This window comes from Plantactinospora sp. CNZ320, assembly GCF_002846275.1.
The window spans coordinates 2,947,523-2,970,875 of the sequence record NZ_PJMP01000001.1; the positions used below are offsets into that span (position 1 = coordinate 2,947,523).

Below are 23,353 nucleotides of genomic sequence, written 5' to 3' on the forward strand. Positions count from 1 at the left end.
AGCCATCTCCACGGCACCGACCTCGCTGACCTGTCATGGAGCGTCTCAGTCACGAACAATCACGCACACCTAGACGCAGTGCTGCCACACAGGCTAGAGGACCTGGTACAGGGTGGTCTATAGTCTGCCATAGTCCGCCCTGCCTGATCATGGCAGAGCGAGGCAACCTATGTTCCGCACATGGCAATCGACCCGGAGGGCCCGGTTCCGCTGTATCAGCAGGTAGCGGACGTCCTTCGTCAGCAAATCGCGGACGGCACTCTCCCGCCGGACCGCATGGTCCCGTCGGCTACCCGACTGGTCCAGGAGTACGGCATAGCGCGTGGCACGGCGCTGCGGGCGATCGGCCTGCTGGTGGAGGAAGGCTTGGCGTACGTCGTTCCAGGAAAGGGAACCTACGTCCGGCGGCCCTCGGGCAAGGTCTGACCCACGCACCCATGGGCATACCTGGCTACGGTCTTGTCGTACCGCTCCTGCACGGTGGTCGGAATCGCGGATTCAGTCGAGGTCGTGCTCGGGGTGTTGAGCACCCAGGCGAGCGGCATCGTGACCCGCGCCCGGTAGTGGCTGCCGTCGAACCGATTCATCGTGACGGTCTGGGCCGGGTCCTGGTCGACGGTCCAGTACTGCGGGACCTCCGCGCTCATACCACTCAAACTAGCCGCTTGCCGGAATACCTGCTGCTCGCGGCACGGTTCATGGTTGCCCTGACGACGGCTCAACCCCTCGCTGTCGACCCTCCGGCGAGTTTGGCGGTCAGCTCGCGTACCACCTCGATCAGCAGGTCGATCTCCGCCTCGGTGGTCCGCCAGTTCACCAACGCCGGGCGGAGCGCGACCCGGCCGTCGTAGACGGTGGTGCCGACGAAGACCCGGCCGTCGGCGAGCAGGGCCGCGCCGAGCCGCCGGTTGAGGTCGTCGAGTTGGTCCGGCGGTACGTGCTCCGGAGCGGCTCGGAAGCAGACGATGCAGAGCGGCACCTCGGCCAGCCGTTCCAGCTCGGGTGCCTCGTCCACTCCCCGGGCGAGGCGCTGGGCCAGGTCGATCTGCCGCTCCACCATCGCCCGGTACCCCTCGCGCCCGTACGCGGCAAGGGTCGCCCAGATCGGCATCGACCGTGCCCGGCGCGACGACTCCGGCCCGTGCAGGGCGTAGTCGACCGGCCCCGGCTGCCCCGACCACAGTGGACTCCCTGGCCCGGGGAGATACGTCGTGCCGGGCATCCCGAACGCGACCGGCAGCCGGTCCGGCTCGCGGAGGAAGGCGAACCCGCTCTCGTACGGCACATTGAGCCACTTGTGCCCGTCACAGGCGATCGAGTCGGCCCGCTCGATCGCGCGTACCAGCCCGGCGGTCCGGGGCGAGAGCGCGGCGAAGAGCCCGAACGCGCCGTCCACGTGCAACCAGGCGCCATACCGCTCTGCGAGGTCGGCGAGCGCGTCGACCGGGTCGAAGTCGCCCGCGTTCACCTCACCGGCGTTGGCGACCAACACCGCCGGTCCGTCCAGCTCGGCGAGCCGCCGCTCGATCGCCGGCAGGTCGACCCGGCCGACCCCGTCCCGGGCGTACACCTCGGCGCTGTCCCGGCCGTGCCCGAGCATCTGCAACGCCTTGCGAACACTGGCGTGCAGGTAGCCGCCGGAGAGCACCGGCATCCGGGGCAGTCCTGACAGCCCGTCCGCCGTGACGTCCACGCCGTGCTGCTCGGCCCACCAGTGCCGGGCGACGGCCAGCGAGGTGAAGTTCGCGAAGGTGGCGCTGGCGACAAGTGCCCCGCCGTACCGGTCGGGAAGCCCGAACAGCTCCCGCAGCCAGCGCAGGGCGATCGCCTCCAGTTCGGCGGCGAGCGGGGAGGAGGCCCGGAACGCGGCGTTCTGGTCCAGCAGCGCGGCGGTCCAGTCCCCCGCGAGCGCAGCCGGGGTGGCGCCGCCGATGACGAAGTGGAAGAAGCGCGGGCCGGCGGAGTGGGTCGCGGCGGCGGTGCCGATCCGGAGTAACCGCTCCAGCGCGGCGGCGGATCCGAGGCCCCGCTCCGGCAGCCCGCCGTCGAGACCGCCCACCTCGGCGAGTTCCCGCAGCAGCTTCTCGGTGGCCGGGTCGCTGACCGGGCGGTCGGCAAGCGAGTCCAGGTACGGGCCGGCCGCGGCCCAGACCTGCTCCAGCGCCGTCATCGAGTCCCGCTCGTGCAGTGGATCACCCATGCCAACCTCCGAAACCGGTCTCGCGAGCAGTGTCAGGGGCCAGCCTGGCACTGGCGTGCCAGCTCCGGCACAGCCAATCGGCCTGCGGTGGCCGCAGGAACCATCCGCGACGACGCTCTGCGAAACAGCACGGCACCAGCCACGGGAGGCGCGGTGTCAACGGCGAGCAGCCGACCCGCCGAGCAGCCGACCGGCGAGCAGCCGACCGGCGAGTCGCGTAACCGACTCGGCTTTGCCGTCCCGGCGCTCCGCTGCCGGACGTAAGATTCCGTGGCTGTCTCGCTGCCGACGACCGGGAGGACGACGGATGCCGGTGCTGGAGAGCGCGGCGACCGGCCTGGCGAAAGTCGTGGCCACCCAGGCGGCGACACAGTGGCTCGCCGCCCGCCGGGATCGCGCCGACAGTTCCCGTGACCTGTCCGAGCTGCTGACGCTGAGTTTCCGGGACCGCTTCGTACGCCGGAAGGTCGACCTCCAGATCGAGAGCCTCGCGGCGGACATCGCCGGACGGGTCGAGCGGCTCTTCGAGGCCGACGGGGTGGACCTTCCCGAGCACGAGTCGGCGGCGGCGCTGGAGGCGGTCGCCCGGACCTTCTCCGCCGACGCCCTCACCGACGAGACACTCCTCGCCGTCGACGCCGACCCAGCCGAGCTGGTACGGCGGCTCCGTCCGGTGCTGATGACAAACGCGGGGACGGCCGGACTGGGCGAGGCGGCGGAACGCCTGGCCGTACGGGTGCTGGAGGACTGCGTACTCTGCTATGTGCAGCTTGTCCGGCACCTGCCGCAGTTCACCAACCGGGCCAGCCAGGAGGCACTGGGCCGGCTCTCCCGGATCTCCGTGGACCTGGCCGAGATCCTGGCCCGGCTACCCGCGCCACGCACCGGCGAGCCGGTGGCGGACGAGGACGAGTTGATCTCCCGCTACCTGCGGTTCGTCTCCGAGCACTACGACCAGCTCGAACTCTTCGGCGTCGACGTCCGCAACTACACGCCGGAGACGACGCTCAGCATCGCGTACCTGAGCCTGGCCGTCACCGACCTCGACGGCGCCCGACCCGCCAGCCGGCGCCGGCGGTCCGTCGAACTCTCCCCCGGTCGCGGTTCCTTCCTGCGGAACGGCAAGGACGACGACCGCGACCAGCAGACCGGGCTGCGGGTGGAGGCCGCGCTCGGGCAGGGCCGACGGGTGCTGATCCGGGGCGTGGCCGGCTCGGGTAAGAGCACCCTGCTGCGCTGGCTGGCGATAACCGCCGCCCGGCATGGTTTCACCGGTGAGTTGCAGGACTGGAACGGCCGTACGCCCTTCCTGGTGAAGCTGCGCGGCTATGCCGACCGCCCGCTGCCGGCGGTCGGGGCGCTGCTCGGCGACGACATCGCGCAGTTCGCCACCGAGGCACCGGCCGGAATGGTGGAACGGATCTTCGCCACCGGCCGGGCTCTGCTGCTGGTCGACGGGGTGGACGAACTCGTCCGGACACAGCGTGCCGCGGTACGCCAGTGGCTGCGCCGGCTGCTGGACCGGTACCCGGACGTGATCGTGGTGGTGACCTCCCGGCCGAGCGGCGCACCGGCCCGCTGGCTCACCAACGAGGGTTTCCTCGCGGTGATGCTGGAGCGGATGAGCCCGGTCGACATCGTCGAGTTCGTCCGGCGCTGGCACCGCGCCATCGGCGGCGCCCGGCACCTGCCGTGCGAGTCGGCGGAGCTGCCCCGCTACGAACGCCGGCTGCTCACCCGGCTGGACGCCAACCACCACCTGCGGGGAATGGCCACGAACCCGCTGATGTGCGCCATGCTCTGCGCGCTGAACCTCGACCGGGGCGACGACCTGCCGCACGACCGGATCAGCCTCTATCGCGCCGCGTTGGAGATGCTGCTCGAACGCCGGGACACCGCCCGGAACGTGCCGGCGTACCAGCGGGTCGGGTTGGGCGCGCAGCACGCCATGTCGTTGTTGCAGGACCTCGCCTGGCGACTCACCCTCGGCAACCAGTCCGAACTGGACACCGGGCAGGCCCGGGAGCACGTACGCCGGAGGCTCACCACCATGCCGAAGGTGACAGCCGAGCCGGACGACGTCTTCGAGCACCTGCTCGACCGCAGCGGTGTGCTCAAGGACGTCGCCGAGGACCGGATCTCCTTCGTACACCGCACCTTCCAGGAATACCTGGCGGCGAAGGAGATCGCCGAGGAGAACTACATCGACGTACTGGCCGAGCACGCCACCCGGGACATGTGGCGGGAGACGGTGGTGATGACCGCCGGACTGGCCAACAGCGAATACCGGCGGCGCCTGGTCAACCGGCTGCTCGACCGGGCCGAGACGGGACCGTCCCGGCAGGGCCGGTGGCTCCGGCTGCTCGCCGGGGCCTGCGTGGAGACCGCACCCGCGCTGCCGGTCCGTACCCTCGACCGGATCGACGCCAACCTGGCCGCGCTCGTACCCCCGCGCAACGCCGTCGAGTCCCGGTCGCTGGCGCTGGCCGGCGAGCGGGTGCTCCGGCTCCTCCCCGACGGTCTCGACACGCTCTCCGAGAGCGTCGCCGCCGCCACTGTCGACACCGCCGCCTTCGTCGGGGGCCCGGCGGCGCTGCGCAAGCTCGGCCGGTACGGCCGGGACGCGCGTAGCCGGGTGGTCGACGCGCTGGTCCGGGCCGCCAACCACTTCGAACCCGAGGAGTACGCCCAGACCGTCCTCGCCGACTCACCGCTGCGGGATGGCCGGATCAGGGTGGACGAGTGGACGGCGCCGATGCTCCGGTACCTGCGTCAGCTGCACCACCTGGAGCTCATCGTCGCCGATCCCGTGTCCGCGCTCCGGGACGTGCCTCCGCTACGGACCCTCCTGGTGTACCGGCCCCTCGGCCTTGCCTTCTCCGAGCGATCGATCGACCTCTCGTTCCTGCGTGACCAGCCTCAGCTGGAACAGCTCTTCCTCGCCTGGTCCTGTGATCCCACACAGCTGCCGGCCACCCTGACCCAGCTCACGACCCTCAACCTCTTCCTCGGCGGTAACCCCACCCCGAGCGCGGATCTCGGCTGGGTCACCCGATTTCCGCAGCTCACCACCCTGACCCTGTCCGGCTTTGGGGGCAACCCTCGCAGCTACCGTCCACTGGCCGAACTGCGGCAGCTCTCCGCCCTCGCACTGACCGCGAACCAGGTGCCGAAGGGCCTCGGCGACACCAGCTTCCTGAGTCGGCTGCCCACCCTCATCGACCTGCAACTCAACGGCTGCACGGACCCCGAGGTACTGGACCGGATCGCCGCCTTCCAGCCGCAGCTGCGGGCCCTCCGGCTGATGTGGCTGAAGACGCCGAGTGTCGACCTCGGGACGATCGCACCGCTGCCGCTGAACATGCTCGATCTCGACTCCTGCGCGGCCCCGCTCGACCTTCGACCGCTGCGCGGCCATCCCACGCTTCGGTCGCTCGACCTGCGGAACCGTTCCCAGGTGCTCGACCTCGCACCGCTGGCCGACATTCCACACCTGACAGATCTCTACCTGCACGACGTCCCGGAACTGGACCTCGGGCCGTTCGTCGGGAATCGCCGGCTCACCGTCTGGGCGAACCCCGGTCAGACGTTCCGCAACGGCGACGGCGTGCGGCTCAAGCGCTGACCCGCCGGCAGGCCGCGTCGAAGGTGCGCGTGGTCCCGCCCCAGGCAGAACTGGCCCGGCCCGCCACTCAGTCGGGGCAGCGCGGTCCCGCGCCGGTCAGGCTGCCGCTGATCGAGTACCTGCCCGGTTGCGTCACCCGGAGCACGGTCCAGTCGGCGTACGGGGCGAGGCAGGCGCCCGGCTCGCCGTCGACCCGGAGCCACCGCGACCAGCGCAGCCGGACCAGGGTCTCCCCCGCTGCCGGTACGTCGACGGTCAGCTCCACCGACGTGGCCCGCACCAGTTCGGCACCCGGGGTACCCGGTCCCGCCCCCTCGGCACCGTCCGGCGGATCGCCGCCACCCGTCGGCGCACCCGCCCCGATCGCCTGCACGAGGGGCGAGGCATCGGCAACCGCGTACAGGGTCCAGTCCGGGTGCTGCCAGACCGGGGTCAGGTACGGCAGCCCGCCCCGGATCAGTTCCGCCTCCCGCCGGCCGACCCAGGACGGCTCCGCCCCGGCCACGGCGACGTACGCCACGCCGTTGTCCCGCAGCCAGTGGCCGTACGACTCCGCGTCGACGCTGCCGTCCAGGAAGAGCCGGTTGTACGCCTGATCGGCCTGGCGCAGCCAGCCCCGGGCCAGCGGGGCGGCCTCCGGCACGTACGCCGCCTCCCAGTAGTTCGCCGTCGGCACCACCTCGATCCGGCCGGGTGGTCGCCGGGCAAGCTCGGTCAGCAGCGGCTGGAAGTAGCTCCGGGACGCCGTCGGGTCCCCGGCGGCGCGCAGGTCCGCCACCGAGACCGGCGGCTCCACCACGGCGACCAGCGCCACGATCGCGACCAGCGCGGCTCCGGTCGCCCGCCGCGACCAGCCCCGGACCAGCCCGGCCCGCCGCGACCGCCTCCGGACCAGTGCGGCCGGCATCGTCGCATAGCCCACCAGCACCGGCAGCGCGAACATCGCGGCCAGCCGGGTGGCGTTCAATCCCACCGGGGTACGGATGGCGAACGCGGCCAGCACGCCCAGCGTGGCCAGCACCGCCCCGACCCGGACCTCCCGGCGCGGCACCAGCACCGCCACCAGCACACTCGCCACCGCCGCCGTCACCGTGTCCGCCAGGCTGATGTTCATCCAGCCACCCGCGCCGAACACCAGCCCCAGCGCCACCGTCGGCACCCCGGCACCCGCCATCAGCACCAGCCCGTCGAGGTTGAGGTGTAAGGAGGGGGCCCTTCTTCTACAAAAAGCGATAAGAGGGGGCCCTTCCTTACTCGCGCCAGCGAGTACCACGAAGAGTCCCGCCACCGGGCTCGCCGCCCCGGCCAGCGCGGCGGCGATCCCGGCCGCGCCGAGCCGCAGCGCCGGCCGGGCCGAGCTGGTCAGGGCGAGCAGCGCGAGCAGGCCGAAGGCGACCCCGATCGCGTAGGTGATCCGGCCGGAGACGAGGTTGCCGGCGATGCAGACGGCGCCGACCAGCGCGCCGAGCAGGGGCCGCCGGGCACCGGTACGCAGCATCAGCAACGCCAGCGCCGCCGCCGAGACCAGCAGGGCGAGCGCGCCCGCCAGCCGGGGACCGAGCGCGTCGGCACCGAGCCAGTGCATCAGTGGCGGGGTGAGGAGGCTGTAGCCGTACGGGGAGGTGCCGGCGTACCAGCCGAGGTCGAGGACGGCGGATCCGTGCCGGCCGAAGAAGTTGGCCCGGGCCACCTGGGCGGAGAGGTCGGTGCCGAGCGGCGGGGCGAGCAGGAGGGCGACCGCGAGCACGCCGGCCAGGCCGACCGCACCGGACAGCACCCTCGAAACGCGGCGCCGGTCAGGCATCCAGCACGCGCTCCGCCGCCGCCCGGCACCGCCGCGCCGTGCGCAGGTAGTGGTCCAGGAACTCGCCGGGGTCGTCGCCGCCGAGCAGGCGTACCACGCCGGCCAGTTCCACGCCGTGCCGGGGCAACTGGTCGCCGGCCCGGCCGCGTACCAGCATCAGCGCGTTGCGTACCTGGGCGGCCATGCTCCATCCGGCGGCCATCGCGGCGGCGTCGGCACCGTCGACCACCCCGGCCTCCCGGGCGGCGGCCAGCGCGTCGAGGGTACGCGTGCAGCGCAGCTCGGGCAGCCGGCCGGCGTGCCGGAGCTGGGTGAGCTGTACCGCCCACTCCACGTCGGCCAGTCCGCCTCGGCCCAGTTTGGTGTGCGTGGCCGGGTCGGCACCCCGGGGCAGCCGTTCGGTCTCCACCCGGGCCTTGATCCGGCGGATCTCCACCACCTGTTCCCGGTTCAGTCCCCGCTCCGGATAGCGCACCGGGTCGGCGACCGCCTCGAACTCCCGCCCGAGGTCGGCATCGCCGCAGACGTGCCTGGCGCGCAGCAGCGCCTGCGCCTCCCAGACCTTCGACCAGCGGGCATAGTACTGCGCGTACGCGCCGAGGCTGCGGACCAGCGGCCCCTGCCGGCCTTCCGGACGCAGGTCGGCGTCGACTCCGAGCGGCGGGTCGGCGGCCGGCATGCCGAGCAGCCGGCGCATCTCCTCGGCGATCGCCCGGGCCGCCGCGCTTGCCGCGTCCTCGGCCACCCCGGGCGGCGGGTCGTAGACGAAGAGCACGTCGGCGTCGGAGAGGTAGTTCATCTCGTACCCGCCGAGCCGGCCCACCCCGATCACCGCGAACCGCAGTCCGGGCATCGTCGGCTGGGTCGCCCGGGCCACCCGCAGCGCCGCCCCCAGGGTGGCGTCGGTGACGGCGGAGAGCGCCGCGCCGACGGTGAGCACGTCGGAGTCGCCGACGACGCCGTCCGGGGCCGGTTCCGGCGTGACGGTGGCGGCCACCCCGGTCCGGCCGGCCGGGGCCAGCGAACCCGCCCGGTAGAGCACGTCCGCGCAGGCGATCCGGACCAGTTCCCGGCCGCGCAGTGCCCGGACCGCCCGGATCGCCTCGACCGGGTCGGCGGGCGTCGGCCCACGACCGACGAGGTGGCGGTCGGCGGCGGCGGTGAATCCGTCGCGCAGCACCTCGGCATCGCGCGGGGTCAGCTCGTTGTCGTCGGCGAGCAGCCGGAGCGCCTCCGGGTCCCGGGCCAACAGGTCGGCGACGTAGCGGGAGACCGCCAGGGTACGGGCCAGCCGGCGGGCCACCGGCCCCTCGTCGCGGAGCAGCCGCAGATACCACGGGGTGCCGCCGAGCTTGTCGGAGACCTGGCGGTAGTTGAGCAGCCCCCGGTCCGGTTCGGGTGCGTCGGCGAACTCCTGGAGCAGCACCGGCAGCAGGGTGCGCTGGATCGCCGAGGTCCGAGTCACCCCGCCGGTCAGCGCCTCCAGGTGCCGCAGTGCCCGGGTCGGGTCGGCGAAGCCGAGGATCTCCAGCCGGTTCCGGGCCGCCTCCGGGGTCAGCCGCAACCCGTCGGCGGGTACCCGGGCGACCGCCTCCAGCAGCGGCCGGTAGAGGAGTTTGGCGTGCAGCCGGCGTACCTCGGTGGCGTGGCCGACCCAGTCGGCCCGGAACGCCTCGACGGCGTCCCGGCCGGGCAGCGCGGTGTAGCCGAGGGCGTGCGCGAGCCAGCGCAGCGCGGGACGGTCCGCCGGCACGGTGTGGGTACGCCGCAGCGCCTGCAACTGGAGCCGGTGCTCGACCCCGCGCAGGAAGCGGTACCCGCGCAGCAGCGCCTCCCCGTCGGCCCGCCCGACGTAGCCGCCGGCGACCAGCGCCCGCAGTGCCGGGAGGGTGCCCGGGGCCCGCAGCGACTCGTCGACCCGGCCGTGTACGAGCTGGAGGAGCTGCACCGCGAACTCGATGTCACGCAGCCCGCCCGGCCCGCGCTTGATCTCCCGTTCCAGCTCGCGCGGCGGGATGTTGTCGATGATCTTCCGGCGCATCGCCCGGACGTCCTCGACCGCCTCCGGCCGTTCCGCCGCCCGCCACACCAGCGGGGCGAGTGCGTCGATCCACTCCTGGGCCAGCCCGATGTCCCCGGCCGCCGGGCGGGCCTTGAGCAGCGCCTGGAACTCCCAGGTCCGGGCCCAGCGGCGGTAGTAGGCGAGGTGGCTGGCGAGGGTACGCACCAGCGGCCCCCGGTTGCCCTCCGGCCGCAGCGCGGCGTCGACCGGCCAGGCCACCAGCCCGCAGATCTCGATCATCCGGGTCGCCACCTGGGTACCGGCCGGCAGGTCCTCGTCGGTGGCGGCCACGAAGATGACGTCGACGTCGGAGACGTAGTTCAGCTCGTTGCCGCCGCACTTGCCCATCGCCACCACCGCCAGCCGGGGCACCGGAGTCCCCTCGGGCAGCTCGTCGACCGCGATGCCGTACGCGTCGGCCAGGGTGGCGTCGGCGAGCGCCGAGAGCGCCGCCATGGTCTGCTCCAGGCCGCGCCCGCCGGTCAGGTCGGCCGCCGCGATCCGCAGCAGCGCCAGCCGGTACGCCCGGCGCAGCTCCGCCACCGCCGGCAGCGGTGCCGGTCCGTCCTCCGGCCCGTCCGCCGGTCGTCCGGTGGTGTCCGGGTGCAGCAGCCCGTCGGCGTTCGGCGCCACCCCGTCGACCCCGGTACGCAGCGCCCGCCACTGCTCCGGGTTGGCCACCAGGTGGTCGCCGAGCGCCGAGGAGGCGCCGAGGATCGCGAGCACCCGCCGCCGCAGCCCCGGATCGGCGTGCAGAGCGGCGAGCAGGCCCTCCCCGCCACCGCCGGTTCCCGTGCCGCCGGCCGTGGTCGGGGCGGTGGCCGTGGTCGGGGCGGTGGCCGTGGTCGGGGCGGTGGAGCGGCGTTCCGCCTCGACGATCCGGTGCAGCTGGCGCAGCGTCAGGTCCGGATCGGCGGTCCGGGAGAGCGCAGTGAGCAGTTCGCCGGCCGGCGGGTCGACCGGCTCCTGGGTGTCCGGGTCCCAGAGCCCGAGCCCGTCCGGCCCGAGCAGCTCGGCGGCCCGGGCCACACCGTTGTCGCCGGTCCGCTCCGCGTCGCCCACCCCGAAGCCGTACCGGGCGAGCCGGGTGAGCCGGCCGGACGCGCTGGTCGGCCGGCTCATCGGCGGCGGGCCGGGGTGTCGGTCATCGGCGGGTACCCCCTAGTGCCCGAGCAGCGGCAGGGTGGGCCGGGACGGGGCGCCGTCGAGCCGGCCCTGGGCGAGCGCGGCGAACCGGGCGGCGAACGGCTGCCACACCTCCTCGATGTCGGGCAGCACCTCGGCACAGGCGGCCACCACCAGCTCCGGGTCGTAGTCCAGCTCGGCCAGGGTCGCCGAGTCGGTCGCCCAGTCGGCGATCATCTCGGCGTCGCACTCGATGTGGAACTGGAGCCCCCAGGCCCGGTCGCCGAGCCGGAACGCCTGGTGCGGATAGCGGGTCGAGGCGGCCAGCAGGGTGGCGCCCTGCGGCAGTTCGGTGATCTCGTCGACGTGCCACTGGAGCACGTCCGGGATCATCGGCACGTACCGGAACAGTGGATCGTGCTCGGCGGCGTCCCGCTTGCCGACGACGCTCGGCCCGACCTCCGGCCCGGCCGCGCTCCGCTGCACCGTACCGGCGTGCGCGGTGGCCAGCAGTTGGGCGCCGAGGCAGACCGCCAGGGTCGGCACCCGGTGCCGTACGGCCTTGCGGAGCAGCCCTTCCAGCGCCGGGAACCAGGGCGCTCCGGGGCTGCCGTCGGGTCCCGGGTACGGGTGCTGGTAACCGCCGAGTACGACGAGCGCGGCGTACCCGGTCAGGTCGTCGGGGAGCGCGTCCCCGGCGTACGGCCGGAGCACCGCCAGGTCGAGGCCGGCCTCGGTGAGCCACTCCCCCAGCCGGCGGGCGTCGTCCGTCGGGTCGTTCTCGATCACCAGCGCGGTGGCGGCGCCGCCCGCGCTGCCGGTGTCGCTCTCGGTTCCGGTCTCGGTTGCCACGGTGTCGAGGCTATCCGGTGCGCCCGGCGGCCACCGATAGGCTCGGGGCCGGACGGAGCGAGGAGGCGCGGTGCCCGACGACGAGGCGGTACGACCACCGGCGTTGCGGCCCGGCGACACGGTGCTGCTGGTGTCGCCCTCCGGACCGACCCGGCCGGAACGGGTCGCCCGGGGGATGGAACTGCTCACCGGCTGGGGCCTTCGTCCCGTCCTCGCCCCGAACGCGTACGCCCGGCGCGGCTACCTGGCCGGAGACGACGCGCTGCGCGCCGCCGACCTGAACGCGGCCTTCGCCGACCCGGCGGTACGCGGCGTGCTCTGCACCCGGGGCGGCTACGGCGCGCAGCGGGTGGTCGACGCGATCGACATGTCGGCGGTGCGCCGCGACCCGAAGGTGGTGGCCGGGTTCTCCGACATCACCGCGCTGCAACTCGCGCTCTGGCGCGGTGCCCGACTGGCCACCGTGCACGGCCCGGGAGCGGCCTGGCTCGACGAGCGGACCCCACCGGTCTCGGCCGAGTCGCTGCGCACCGCGCTGATGTGCCCCGAGCCGGTGGTGGTGCACCGGCTGCCGACCGAGGAGACCGCAGCGGTGCTGGTGCCCGGTACGGCCACCGGCCGGCTGCTCGGCGGCAACCTCTGCCTGCTCGCGCACTCCCTCGGCACCCCGGACATGCCGGATCTGACCGGCGCGATCCTGCTGGTCGAGGATGTCGGTGAGCCGCCGTACAAGGTCGACCGGATGCTGACCCACCTGCGCCGGTCCGGTGTGCTGGCCGGGGTGGCCGGGGTGGCGGTGGGCCAGTTCACCGACTGCGCGGACGACTGGGCGGTCGGCGTGGCGGAGGTGCTGGCCGAACGGCTCGGCGATCTCGGGGTGCCGGTGCTGGGCGGGCTGCCGATCGGGCACGGGGTCGGGCAGCTCACCGTGCCGGTGGGCGTAACGGCGACCATGGACGCGGACGCCGGCACCCTTACCGTGACGGCCGCCGTACGCTGAGCCTCCCGACGGGCGCTGAGCCTCCCGACGGGCGCTGAGCCGGCCGGCAGCCGGGGGCGCTCAGCCCGGCGGACGGAGTACCCGGTTGAGCAGGTTGCGGGTCGCCCGCTGTAGGCGGGCGTCGACGAAACCGGTGGCGTAGAGGGCGCGGGTCCAGCCCAGCGAGCCGGCGTCGAACACCCATGCCCCGGACTCTGCCCGGTAGAGCGAGGTCTGTTGCTGGTAGGCGCGGCCCCGGCGCCGGTACGGGGAGTCGGCGAGCAGGGTCCGGTCGGTGGCCCGGGGACCGCGCAGGCTCGACTGCACCCGGTCGGCCTCGCCGAACACCACCCGGGGGATCCGGTCGCCGTCGCGCAGCCCGGTACCGGCCCAGAACCAGTGCCGGCTGTCGCGGACGACGAGCGGGGCCTGCCCGTCGACGATGCTGACGTACTGCCCGCCGAGCAGATCCTGCTCCGGGCTGCCCGCGTTGCGCCACCGGGTCGTCAGCGGGACCTCTCCGGGGTACGGCGGCAGGCTCTTGGCGCAGTCGATCACCCGTTCCGCCGAGCGGCTCTCCGGGCCGTCGTACCTGATGCGCCAGTAGCAGTTGTTGGCGGCGAGGAAGACGAGGCTTGTCCCGGCGTCCCGGGCGGCGGCGGCCAGCCGGCGCATCTCGACGGACCAGTACTCGTCGTGTCCACAGAAGACAGCCGCCCAGTACCGTCGCGGGTCGACCCGGCCCGTGTGCAGGTCCTCGCTGGTGGCGTAGGCGACGTCGTAGCCGTGCTTTTCCAGCCACTGCACGAAGCCGATGTCGTGTCGGCTCTGACTCGGAATTCCGCTGCCCCGGTAGGGCCGGTCGTGGCAGACGGCGGTGGCCCGCAGCTCGGAGTCGCGCCGACCGGCCGGGTCGAAACCGTTGTAGAGACTCGTGCCGGTACGCCCGTCGTCCGGCCACATGTTGTACGCCTGGTAGGTGCTGGTCGGCACGACCACCAGCCCGGCCGCCAGCCGACCCGGGTCACGGACCACGAACGGAACCCACCGGCACCAGCCGTCGGCATTGGTCAACAGCGCCAGGTAGAAGCCGCTGACCCAGTCCCGGCCCACCCGCAGTCGCCAGCCGACCGGCCAGTCGCAGTGCACCATCCCGGTCTCCGTCGACACCTTCGGCGGCGGCTGCCGGTGGCCGTCGAGCCACGGGCTCGTGGTGACGAGTCGGGCACCGAGCCCGCCGTAGTGGCCCAGCCGGTAGACCTCGATCCGATAGGACTGCGCCGGTGCGACCGAGACGTGGAAGCCCAGCTCGGCACCGATCTCCACCCCACTCGACGAGGTGTAGCCGGCGATCTGGTTGCGTACGTCGTCGCCGAACCGGCGGCGTTCGATACTGAACCCCGCGGCACCGGGCCGGGAGTTCTCCCGGGCGACCGCGGACTGCCCGGTGCCGGAGACACGTCGCGGCGGCGCCTCGACCGGTCCGGGTTCGGCGTCGCCGGGATAGTAGGGGTCGGTCGACGGGGCGGCGGAGAGCGAGGGCGAGCCGGAGGCTCCGGCCGCGGTCGGCACCGATCCGCCCCAGCTACCCGTGCCGGTCGCCTTCGCCGCCTCGCGGGCCGTCAGGACGCCGTACGCCCCGGCGGTGCCGAGCGAGCCGAGTGCGCCGACGCCGAAGAGCGTGAGTGTCGTCCGCCGTGACCACCGGACCGACCGATCCGCCATCTGTCCCCTTCCAGCACGGTTACCGGGTCACCGCGGCTTACCGGGTTGCCGCAGCGGGTTGCCACTGCGACCTACGAGGGCGGACCGGCGGGCGCGAAGAGCATATGAGTCGGGCACCGGGAACGGCGACCCGTGATAGACGATTCCGTCAGGAACGACAATCACCCCCAGAGTGGGGTGCCTGCGGACAACCGGCGGCAGTGGGCGGTCCGCATTGCGGGTGACGACCGAGGGCGGAAACCTCCACCCGGTTCGGGGGCGATTCTCAGCCGGCTGCCAGCGGACGCCAAGATTGCCAGCCGGCTGCCAGGCCCTTCCGGGGTGCAGCCCAGTCTGCTGCCGCAATCTGGGTGATTGGTACTGGTACGCGCCAGCTTGGCATTCGCACCCGAGGAGGAAACAGCAGCATGAACAATCTGCTTTCCCGGAAGAAGGTCGTCGGCGGTCTGCTGGCCGCCGGAGTACTCACGGTGGGTCTCGCGGCTCCGGCCGTGGCGTTCGCGGAGGACGCGACGCCCACACCGACCCCGTCGACCTCGACGGAGGGCGGCAAGACCGCGCCCGAGCACGACAAGCGCCTGGCGGAGCAGCGCGGCAAGCTGGCCGAGCAGCTCGCCGAGGAACTGGGCGTACCCCAGGACAAGGTCGAGGCGGCTCTCGCGAAGATCAAGGAGCAGCACCGGGCCGAGTGGAAGGACCGGGCCGAGCAGCGGGGCAAGGACAGGCCCGACGCGCCGTCGAAGGCCGACCGGGAGGCCATGCTGAAGGAGCGGCTCGACAAGGCCGTCTCGGACGGCAAGCTGACCCAGGAGCAGGCCGACGCCATCGTCGCGGCGGTCGAGGCGGGCGTCTTCCCGGCCTGGGGCGGCCACGGTGAGGGTGGACCGAAGCACGGCGGTTCGAAGCACGGTGGCCCGAAGCACGGTGGGCCGGCCGACGCTCCGGCCGACGGCGGCGAGTCGGACACCCCGGCCGACAAGTAGTCACCCGGGCTGGTAGTCCCAGTCACCGGGTCGCGCGCCGTGCCGGCGCGCGACCCGGAACCGCGACAGGAAGCGCCGATCAGGAGTGTGCGGCCGGGCCTCCCTATCCTGGTCGGATGCCCGACGACCGGCCGCAGGCGGCGGCCACGGCGCGGCTCGACCGGATCCGCACCCGCTTCGAGCGGCTCAAGGCACTGGAGGCGGAGCACGGCTTCGGTGTGCACCTCGCCGACGGGATCGCGCTGGAGTCCGTTCCCGGCATCCCCGAGGGGGCCAGGGAGGTGTTCCAGATCATCGACAGGATCGAGGGAAGCCTCTTCCGTTTCCAGCGGCCGCCGGAGGTCGGCGACCCGGCGGCGCTGCGGAAGCTGCCGGACAATCCGCACGACCCGCTCGGCCCCGCCCTGTCGATCGGCTGCGAACTGCACAGAATCCCGACACGGCTGCGCGCCGAGATCGACGGCGGCGAGGCCATACTGCTCGACCTGACGGACGGCGATGTCTACCACATCCAGCCGGACGACTACGTCTTCCTCTACACGCATCCGGAACAGGACGTCGACATCCACGTCTTCGCCCCCGACATCGTCACGTTCTTCGACGAGTACGTGCTGGGCGGGAAGTACCCGCGACTGGTCGAGACCGTCCTCGGGCCGGGAGTACTGGAACGCCGGGTGAACCGTGGCCGGTTCCGGGGAGAGTACGAGGACACCTGGCTGCGCCTGCTGGCGACCGCCGGCCTGCTCTCCGAGCCCGTGCCGTCGGTCGCCCCGCCCGCCTAGAGCAGACCGAGGTAGCGCTGCCGCTCGTACGGGGTGACCTCGCGGCGGTACTGCTCCCACTCGGCGCGCTTGTTGCGCAGGAAGAAGTCGAAGACGTGTTCGCCGAGCACCTCGGCCACCAACTCCGAGCCGGACATCACGTCGATCGCCTCGGCGAGGTTCTCCGGCAGCGACTCGTACCCCATCGCCTTGCGTTCGGCGTTGGAGAGCGACCAGACGTCGTCCTCGGCACCCGGGGGCAGCTCGTAGCCCTCCTCGATCCCCTTGAGCCCGGCGCCGAGCAGCACGGCGAACGCCAGGTACGGGTTGGTCGCCGAGTCCGGCGAGCGGACCTCCACCCGGGCCGAGTTCGGCTTGCCGTACGCCGGCACCCGGACCAGCGCGGAGCGGTTCAGGTGCCCCCAGCAGACGTACGCCGGGGACTCGGTGATCCGGTCCGGCAGTGCCTGCGGGAAGAGCCGCTTGTAGGAGTTGACCCACTGGTTGGTGACCGCGGTGTATTCCCTGGCGTGCACCAGCAGCCCGGCGATGAACGCCTTGCCGACCTTGGAGAGCTTCATCGGGTCGCTGGCGTCGTGGAAGGCGTTGCGCTCGCCCTCGAAGAGCGACAGGTGGGTGTGCATCCCGCTGCCCGGCTGGTCGGTGAAGGGCTTCGGCATGAAGCTGGCCCGTACCCCGGTGGAGAGCGCGACCTCCTTGACCATGTGCCGGAAGGTCATGATGTTGTCGGCGGTGGTGAGCGCGTCGGCGTAGCGCAGGTCGATCTCCTGCTGTCCGGGCGCGACCTCGTGGTGGCTGAACTCGACCGAGATGCCGATCCGCTCCAGGGCCAGTACCGCCTGCCGGCGGAAGTCCCGGGCCACCGCGTGGGTCGTGTGCTCGAAGTAGCCGCCGTCGTCGACCGGTACCGGCAGCGAGCCGTCGTTGGGGCCGTTCTCCAGGAGGAAGAACTCGATCTCCGGGTGGGTGTAGAAGGTGAAGCCCTTCTCGGCGGCCCGGGACAGCGCCCGGCGCAGCACGTGCCGCGGGTCCGCCCAGGACGGGCTGCCGTCGGGGAGCAGGATGTCGCAGAACATCCGGGCGCTCTCGCCGGAGACACCGCCCTCGAACGGGAAGACCTGGAAGGTGGTGGGGTCAGGCATCGCCACCATGTCGGACTCGAAGACCCGGGCGAAGCCCTCGATGGCCGAGCCGTCGAAGCCGATCCCCTCGTCGAAGGCCGCTTCCAGCTCGGCCGGGGCCACCGAGACGCTCTTCAGCGTGCCGAGCACGTCGGTGAACCACAACCGGACGAAACGGATGTCACGCTCTTCCAGCGTGCGGAGCACGAACTCCTGCTGACGGTCCACCTCAACCCCTCGCACACTCTGTTCGGACCGGCCCAGCCGGCGCACGGCCTAGCGGTCCAGTCTTCACCGGTTCCGTTACGCAGACGTTACGGGAACTAGACCGATACCGATGCGTATGCTCGCACGGCCTGCGTACTTGCTGGGCGTTCGTCCCAAACATAGCCCGCAGACCGAGTCCGGCGCGCACCGGGCGAACATCGGCGGCGGGAGGCGCGCCCCCATCGCCCTGCCGGCGGGTGCCGGCAGAGGGTGAGCGCCGCCACCGCCGGCACCGGCCGCCGCACCGAGCCGGCCGGGGGCGGCTGCGGCAAGATGGAGTCATGCCGACCTTGCGCATCGCCCTGGCCCAGGTCAACCCCACCGTCGGCGACATCGCCGGCAATGCGGCGCTGATCCGCCAGCGGTCCCGGGACGCCGCCGCAGCCGGCGCGCATCTCGTGGCCTTCCCGGAGATGATGCTCACCGGATACCCGGTCGAGGACCTGGTCTTCCGGGACTCCTTCGTCGCCGCCTCCCGGGCCGCCCTCGACCAGCTCGCCGCCGAGCTCGCCGCCGACGGGCTCGGCGGGTTGCCGGTGCTGGTCGGCTACCTCGACGCCGACGGCCCGGCCAGCGCCAACGCCGAGGCCACCCCGACCCGGGGGCCGCGCAACGCGCTTGGCGTGCTGCACGGTGGGCGGGTGGTGGCCCGCTACTTCAAGCACCACCTGCCGAACTACGGCGTCTTCGACGAGGACCGCTACTTCGTGCCGGGCGACACCCTGACGGTGGTCCGGATCGGCGGGGTCGACGTCGCGCTCACCGTCTGCGAGGACCTGTGGCAGGCCGGCGGTCCGTTCACTGTCGCCCGCCGCGCCGGGGTCGGGCTGGTCGTCAACATCAACGGCTCGCCGTACGAGCTGAACAAGGACGACGTACGCCTGCCGCTGGTCCGCCGCCGGGCCGCCGAGGCCGAGGCGACAGTCGCGTACGTCAACATGGTCGGCGGTCAGGACGAGCTGGTCTTCGACGGCGACTCGATGATCGTCGCCGCCGACGGCACCCTGCTGGCCCGCGCCCCGCAGTTCGTCGAGCACCTGATGCTGCACGACGTCGACCTGCCCGAGGGCCGTGCCGAAGCACCCAGCGGCACCGAGCCGGCGCAACCGGTACCGGCCGACGGGCAGCAGGAGATGGCCGTCACCCGGATCCGGGTCAGCGACGGGCTGCCCGCCCCGACCGGCCCCCGGGCCACCGGTGGCGTCACCGAGCCGGTGGTCGACGAGGGCGAGGTGTGGCAGGCCCTGGTGCTGGGGCTGCGCGACTACGTCGAGAAGAACGGCTTCCGCTCGGTGGTGCTCGGCCTCTCCGGCGGCATCGACTCGGCACTCGTCGCCGCGATCGCGGTCGACGCGCTCGGCCCGCAGCGGGTGGTCGGGGTCTCGATGCCTAGCCAGCACTCGTCGGAGCACTCCCTGGACGACGCCGCCGACCTGGCCAAGCGGACCGGCCTGGACTACCGGGTCGAGCCGATCCAGCCGATGGTGGACGGCTTCCTGGCCAACCTGTCGCTCTCCGGGATGGCGGTGGAGAACCTCCAGGCCCGGGTACGCGGGGTGCTGCTGATGGCGCTGTCGAACCAGGAGGGCCACCTCGTGCTCACCACAGGCAACAAGAGCGAGCTCGCGGTCGGCTACTCCACCCTCTACGGCGACTCGGTCGGCGGATTCAACCCGCTCAAGGACGTCTGGAAAAGCCTGGTCTGGAAGCTGGCGAACTGGCGCAACGCGGAGGCGGGGCGGCGCGGCGAGACCCCGCCGATCCCGGAGAACTCGATCCGGAAGCCGCCGAGCGCCGAACTGAGCCCCGGGCAGCTCGACACCGACACCCTGCCGGACTATTCGGTCCTGGACGCGATCCTGGTCGGCTACGTCGACGGCGACCAGGGCCGGGACGACCTGGTCGCGGCCGGGCACGATCCGGAGGTGGTGGACAAGGTGCTCCGGATGGTGGACATCGCGGAGTACAAGCGCCGGCAGTCCGCGCCCGGACCGAAAATCTCGATCAAGGCGTTCGGTCGGGACCGTCGGGTGCCGATCACCAACCGGTGGCGCGAGCGTCCCTGACGGCTTTCCGGCAACCGATCTCCTCGGTGTGAAAACCTGCACTCTTCCCTGCCGTCGCCGCCCCGGACGGTGGGACGATCGGCAGTGACCCGGGGACCGCGAACGCGGCCTCGAGGCGAGAGGAGACGACGATGTCCGAGCAGCAGATGGCGTCCGTCCCGGCCGAGGTGGCGACGCTCTACGGCGGTCCGGCGACCCGACGGGTACGCGCCCGCGACCTGGTGGCCGCGAAGGAACGCGGTGAGCGGTGGCCGATGCTCACCTCGTACGACCAGTACACTGCCGCGATCTTCGAGGAGGCCGGAATTCCGGTGCTCCTGGTCGGCGACTCGGCGGCGAACAACGTCTTCGGGCACGAGACGACGGTGCCGGTGACCGTCGACGACCTGCTCCCGCTGGTACGTGCCGTGGTACGCGCCACCAGTTACCCGCTGGTCGTCGGCGACCTGCCCTTCGGCTCGTACGAGGAGGGGCCGACCCAGGCGCTGCGCACCGCCGTACGGTTCATGAAGGAGGGCGGCTGCCACGCGGTCAAGCTGGAGGGCGGCCGGCAGGTGGCCGGGCAGATCCGGGCGATCACCGCAGCCGGCATCCCGGTGATGGCGCACATCGGCTTCACCCCGCAGCGCGAGCACACCATCGGCGGCTACCGGGTGCAGGGCCGGGGCGACGCCGCCGACGAGGTGGTGGCGGACGCGCTCGCGGTCGCCGAGGCCGGTGCGTTCTCGGTAGTCCTGGAGATGGTGCCGGGCGAGGTGGCGAAGCGGATCACGCACGAGCTGGCGATACCCACCATCGGGATCGGGGCCGGCCCGGACACCGACGCCCAGGTGCTGGTCTGGCAGGACATGGCCGGGCTGCGGTCCGGTCGGATGCCCCGGTTCGTCAAGCGCTACGCCGACCTTTCCGGCATCCTCGCCGAGGCGACCCGACGGTTCGCCGCCGAGGTCCGGGAAGCCGAGTTCCCCACCGCCGAACACACCTTCTGACCGGTTGTAAGGAAGGGCCCCCGCTACAACAAAAAACGATATGCGGGGGCCCTTCCTTACACTCGGCGCGTGGCGCCAGCGGGTCAGACGTCGGTGACGCGGATGCCGGCGTGCGCCTTGTAACGCTTGTTGATCGCGATCAGGTTCGCGGTGAACGCCTCGACCTGGTGCGCGTTACGCAACCGCCCGGCGTAGATGCCGCGCATTCCGGGGATCCGCGCGGCCAGCGCGCCGACCAGCCCGACCAGCTCGCGCTCCTCGGTGCAGATCAGCACGTCCAACTCGATCCGGTCGACCTCCGGATCGGCCAGCAGCGGTGCGCTGACGTGGTTGAAGGCCGCGCAGACCCGGGAGTCGGGCAACAGCGCCGCCGCCTGCTGCACGGCGCTGCCCTCCTCGACCCGCAACGGGTACGGCCCCTGCTTGTCGAAGCCGAGCGGGTTGACGCAGTCGACGACCACCTTGCCGGCGAGTGGCTCGCGCAGTCCGGCGACGGTGTCCCGGTGTCCCTCCCAGGGAACCGCGATCACCACCACGTCGGAGCGGCTCGCCACCTCGACGTTGTCGCCGCCGGAGATGGAGGCGTCGGCCGGCATCCCCGGCAGGGTACGCAGTTCCGCCGCCGCCTGCTCCGCCCGGCCCGCCGAGCGGGAACCGATGAGTACCGGCTGACCCGCCCGGGCCAGCCGGTAGGCCAGTCCCCGCCCCTGGTCGCCGGTGCCACCGATGATGCCGACGGTGAGTCCGGTGACGTCCGGCAGCACACTCGCGTCATATGCCATGCCGGAATCCTCGCAGACCGTCCGGCACATCGGCGACCTCGGCGCCGATTGCGTACCCGGGGATCTGGCACCGTACCGGAACGCCCCTGGAGGCGTTCCGGTACGGACCTCAACCCATAATCTTCCGGGCGGTCGCCCTGGTGGCCTTCCGAGCCGGTGCCTTGGCCGGAGCCTTCCGCGCCGCGGCCTGCTTGCCGGGCGCCTTGCGGGCGGTGACCTTGCTCGCCCCCGTGCTGGTCCGCTTCGTCGCCGCGGTCGCCCGCTTCGCCGGAGCCTTCTTCGCGGTCGCGCGCTTCGCCGGGGCCTTGGTCGCGGTCGCCCGCTTCGCCGGGGCCTTCTTCGCGGTCGCGCGCTTGGCGGGAGCCTTCTTCGCCGCCGTGGTGGTCCGCTTCGCCGCCGTGCCGGTCTTCCGCGCCGCGGCGGTGGTCTTCCTGCCGGCCGTGGTCCGCTTCGCCGCGGCGGCGGTCTTCTTCGCCGCCGCCGAGGTTGCGCGCTTCGCCGTACCGGTGGTCTTCTTCACCGCTGCGGTGGTGCGCTTCGCCGTACCGGTGCGGCCCGCCGCCGCCCGCGTGGTGGTGGTCTTCGCGGTGGCCTTCTTCGCCGGTGCCCGCTTTGCCGTTGCCTTCTTCGCCGGCGCCTTCTTCGCCGCCGTCGCGCGCTTGGCCGGGGCCTTCTTCGCGGGTGCCTTCCTGGCCACCGACGAACTGGCGGCCTTGCGGGCCGAGGTGCCCTTGCTGGCACCTGCGGTCCGGCTGCGCGCCGCGGTCTTCTTGCCGGCAGCGCTTCTGGCTACCGTGCGGGTGGCCCTTGTTGCTTCGGCCATCTGTGTTCCTCCTTGCGGGACATGCTCTCGGGGGTCTCCTCGCGGAGCACCACGGAGTTCCTCGACGCGGGCTGTCGCCGCGCCGGTCTAGCGCTCCTCCCCGGCCCAGCGGGCATCCTCGGCGTCCCACGCTTCGTTGCGCTGCCGCACCCGCTGCAGCGCCTGCTCCGCGTCGGCTCCCGAGGCGTACGGACCGAGTACGTACCTCGCCGGGCAAACGTCGGCACCGGTCTCGACCCGGTGATGACGGATGCACCAGAAGTACTGCACATCACTCCCGCTGTCGCTCATGGGGTAACTGTGCACGGCAAACCGCCCAGGCGCTACCGTTTCGCGCAAAATGACAGAGCGACTTCCACAGTAGACCCGACCGGATAACCGTCACCGGGTAAACGGCAAAGTACCGCCGTACGGGGGAAAGGCATTCTGCGACAAGGGATTCACCGCCGTCAGCGGCCCGGGAAGGCGACGACGACCTGCTGCGCGGGCGCCGGAAAAATTTCCCCCGCCGAGGGCTCCGACTCCCGCCTCATCGGGCTGACCTGGCACTTCGCGGCGCGGAATGAAGCACAATTCGCGGTGTGGGCGGCATGCGACAGGCGGGTGTGACGGGGCGGCTGGGCCGCGTCCTGTCAATCGTCGCGTCGGCCATTCTGCTGCTGCTCGTCGGCAGCGCCGCGCACACCATTATGGGTATGGCGACGCAGCCCTCGATCGAGGAGCAGGCCCGACAGGAAGCGGTACGCCAGGCCGCCCAGATCGGTGACGCACTCGTGCACGGTGTCGACGACAGCGCCGCCGCACTCGGGCAGGCCGCCGCGCGGGGCGGACGGGTCGAGGTGCTCAGCGTCGACGGCACCGACCGGCGCCACTCCCCCGGGGTGCGGCTGGTGTTCCGGGTGCACGTGGCGATGTCCCGGCCCGGGATGGCCGGACGGAAGCAGACCGAGGTGCGGATCTGTTTCCGTCAGGTCGTCGACCAGGAACGGGCGGACTTCACCCGGGTCGAGGTGCCCTGCCCGGACAGTCTGCTGCCCGGGATGACGCCGACGGCGGCACCGAGCCATCCGGCCGACCGTCCCGCGCCGGCACCCGGTACCGACCCGGCCGGCGCCCCGAACCCGGCCGACGCACCCAGCCCGGCGGCCGGACCAGGCGGCTGAACCAC

Annotated in this window: 18 protein-coding genes; 9 read left to right on the plus strand and 9 right to left on the minus strand. The window is 72.5% G+C overall.

Annotated elements, in window-relative coordinates:
• Positions 1-180 precede the first annotated feature (180 nt).
• Positions 181-426 carry a GntR family transcriptional regulator gene (locus CLT71_RS12890; protein WP_101367308.1) on the plus strand — a complete coding sequence of 82 codons (246 nt, stop codon included), beginning with the start codon at positions 181-183 and terminating at the stop codon, positions 424-426.
• Here the strand turns inward: CLT71_RS12890 and CLT71_RS37440 are convergent.
• Complete coding sequence (locus CLT71_RS37440) at positions 396-647, minus strand: hypothetical protein (RefSeq protein WP_199187587.1); 252 nt, start codon at positions 645-647, stop codon at positions 396-398. The genes CLT71_RS12890 and CLT71_RS37440 overlap by 31 nt on opposite strands.
• Positions 648-718: 71 nt before the next feature.
• Positions 719-2,200 (minus strand): pyridoxal-dependent decarboxylase, encoded by a 1,482-nt coding sequence (locus CLT71_RS12900; protein ID WP_101367309.1) that lies wholly within the window; start codon positions 2,198-2,200, stop codon positions 719-721.
• A gap of 307 nt (positions 2,201-2,507) precedes the next feature.
• Here CLT71_RS12900 and CLT71_RS12905 point away from each other — a divergent pair, with 307 nt between their 5' ends.
• Positions 2,508-5,825 carry an NACHT N-terminal Helical domain 1-containing protein gene (locus tag CLT71_RS12905; protein WP_101367310.1) on the plus strand — a complete coding sequence of 1,106 codons (3,318 nt, stop codon included), beginning with the start codon at positions 2,508-2,510 and terminating at the stop codon, positions 5,823-5,825.
• Positions 5,826-5,892: 67 nt separating this feature from the next.
• Here CLT71_RS12905 and CLT71_RS12910 read toward each other — a convergent pair whose 3' ends face one another.
• From CLT71_RS12910 to CLT71_RS12920, 3 genes are read right to left on the minus strand one after another with little or no spacing between them, the layout of a single operon-like run.
• A complete protein-coding gene (locus CLT71_RS12910; protein WP_101367311.1) occupies positions 5,893-7,629 on the minus strand; it encodes a hypothetical protein in 1,737 nt (578 codons plus the stop codon).
• Positions 7,622-10,813, minus strand: a complete 3,192-nt coding sequence (locus tag CLT71_RS12915) for a bifunctional [glutamine synthetase] adenylyltransferase/[glutamine synthetase]-adenylyl-L-tyrosine phosphorylase (RefSeq protein ID WP_101367312.1) — start codon at positions 10,811-10,813, stop codon at positions 7,622-7,624. The genes CLT71_RS12910 and CLT71_RS12915 overlap by 8 nt, the downstream gene beginning before the upstream one ends.
• A 39-nt stretch (positions 10,814-10,852) precedes the next feature.
• Entirely contained in the window at positions 10,853-11,668 is an 816-nt protein-coding gene (locus tag CLT71_RS12920) for a type 1 glutamine amidotransferase (RefSeq protein WP_101367313.1), read from the minus strand.
• Between the two features lie 70 nt (positions 11,669-11,738).
• On the opposite strand from CLT71_RS12920, the gene CLT71_RS12925 reads away from it, so the two are divergent.
• Positions 11,739-12,668, plus strand: coding sequence for an LD-carboxypeptidase (locus CLT71_RS12925; protein WP_101367314.1), 930 nt, complete (start codon positions 11,739-11,741; stop codon positions 12,666-12,668).
• Between the two features lie 60 nt (positions 12,669-12,728).
• Here the strand turns inward: CLT71_RS12925 and CLT71_RS12930 are convergent, their stop codons facing one another.
• Positions 12,729-14,372: a N,N-dimethylformamidase beta subunit family domain-containing protein gene (locus CLT71_RS12930; protein ID WP_101367315.1), complete on the minus strand. Its 1,644-nt coding sequence runs from the start codon at positions 14,370-14,372 to the stop codon at positions 12,729-12,731.
• A 407-nt stretch (positions 14,373-14,779) separates the two neighbouring features.
• On the opposite strand from CLT71_RS12930, the gene CLT71_RS12935 reads away from it, so the two are divergent.
• Both CLT71_RS12935 and CLT71_RS12940 read left to right on the plus strand, forming a co-directional pair.
• Positions 14,780-15,355: a hypothetical protein gene (locus CLT71_RS12935; RefSeq protein ID WP_486483235.1), complete on the plus strand. Its 576-nt coding sequence runs from the start codon at positions 14,780-14,782 to the stop codon at positions 15,353-15,355.
• Between the two features lie 116 nt (positions 15,356-15,471).
• On the plus strand, positions 15,472-16,137 hold the full coding sequence (locus CLT71_RS12940; RefSeq protein ID WP_101367316.1) for a hypothetical protein: 666 nt from the start codon (positions 15,472-15,474) through the stop codon (positions 16,135-16,137).
• Here CLT71_RS12940 and glnA read toward each other — a convergent pair.
• On the minus strand, positions 16,134-17,486 hold the full coding sequence (gene glnA, locus CLT71_RS12945) for a type I glutamate--ammonia ligase (protein ID WP_101367317.1): 1,353 nt from the start codon (positions 17,484-17,486) through the stop codon (positions 16,134-16,136). The genes CLT71_RS12940 and glnA overlap by 4 nt on opposite strands.
• 320 nt (positions 17,487-17,806) lie before the next feature.
• Between glnA and CLT71_RS12950 the strand changes: the two genes are divergently transcribed.
• Together CLT71_RS12950 and panB are read left to right on the plus strand one after the other, a co-directional pair.
• Complete coding sequence (locus tag CLT71_RS12950; protein ID WP_101367318.1) at positions 17,807-19,591, plus strand: NAD+ synthase; 1,785 nt, start codon at positions 17,807-17,809, stop codon at positions 19,589-19,591.
• 146 nt (positions 19,592-19,737) lie between these two features.
• Positions 19,738-20,580: a 3-methyl-2-oxobutanoate hydroxymethyltransferase gene (gene panB / locus CLT71_RS12955; RefSeq protein WP_101371408.1), complete on the plus strand. Its 843-nt coding sequence runs from the start codon at positions 19,738-19,740 to the stop codon at positions 20,578-20,580.
• 83 nt (positions 20,581-20,663) lie between these two features.
• Here panB and npdG read toward each other — a convergent pair whose 3' ends face one another.
• On the minus strand, positions 20,664-21,362 hold the full coding sequence (gene npdG / locus CLT71_RS12960; RefSeq protein ID WP_101367319.1) for an NADPH-dependent F420 reductase: 699 nt from the start codon (positions 21,360-21,362) through the stop codon (positions 20,664-20,666).
• Positions 21,363-21,574: 212 nt separating this feature from the next.
• On the opposite strand from npdG, the gene CLT71_RS36970 reads away from it, so the two are divergent.
• Positions 21,575-22,276, plus strand: coding sequence for a hypothetical protein (locus CLT71_RS36970; RefSeq protein WP_158242223.1), 702 nt, complete (start codon positions 21,575-21,577; stop codon positions 22,274-22,276).
• On the opposite strand, the gene CLT71_RS12970 is transcribed toward CLT71_RS36970, so the two are convergent.
• Positions 22,273-22,476: a hypothetical protein gene (locus CLT71_RS12970; RefSeq protein WP_101367321.1), complete on the minus strand. Its 204-nt coding sequence runs from the start codon at positions 22,474-22,476 to the stop codon at positions 22,273-22,275. The genes CLT71_RS36970 and CLT71_RS12970 overlap by 4 nt on opposite strands.
• Before the next feature lie 404 nt (positions 22,477-22,880).
• Here CLT71_RS12970 and CLT71_RS12975 point away from each other — a divergent pair, with 404 nt between their 5' ends.
• Positions 22,881-23,348, plus strand: a complete 468-nt coding sequence (locus CLT71_RS12975; RefSeq protein ID WP_101367322.1) for a hypothetical protein — start codon at positions 22,881-22,883, stop codon at positions 23,346-23,348.
• Positions 23,349-23,353: the final 5 nt, after the last annotated feature.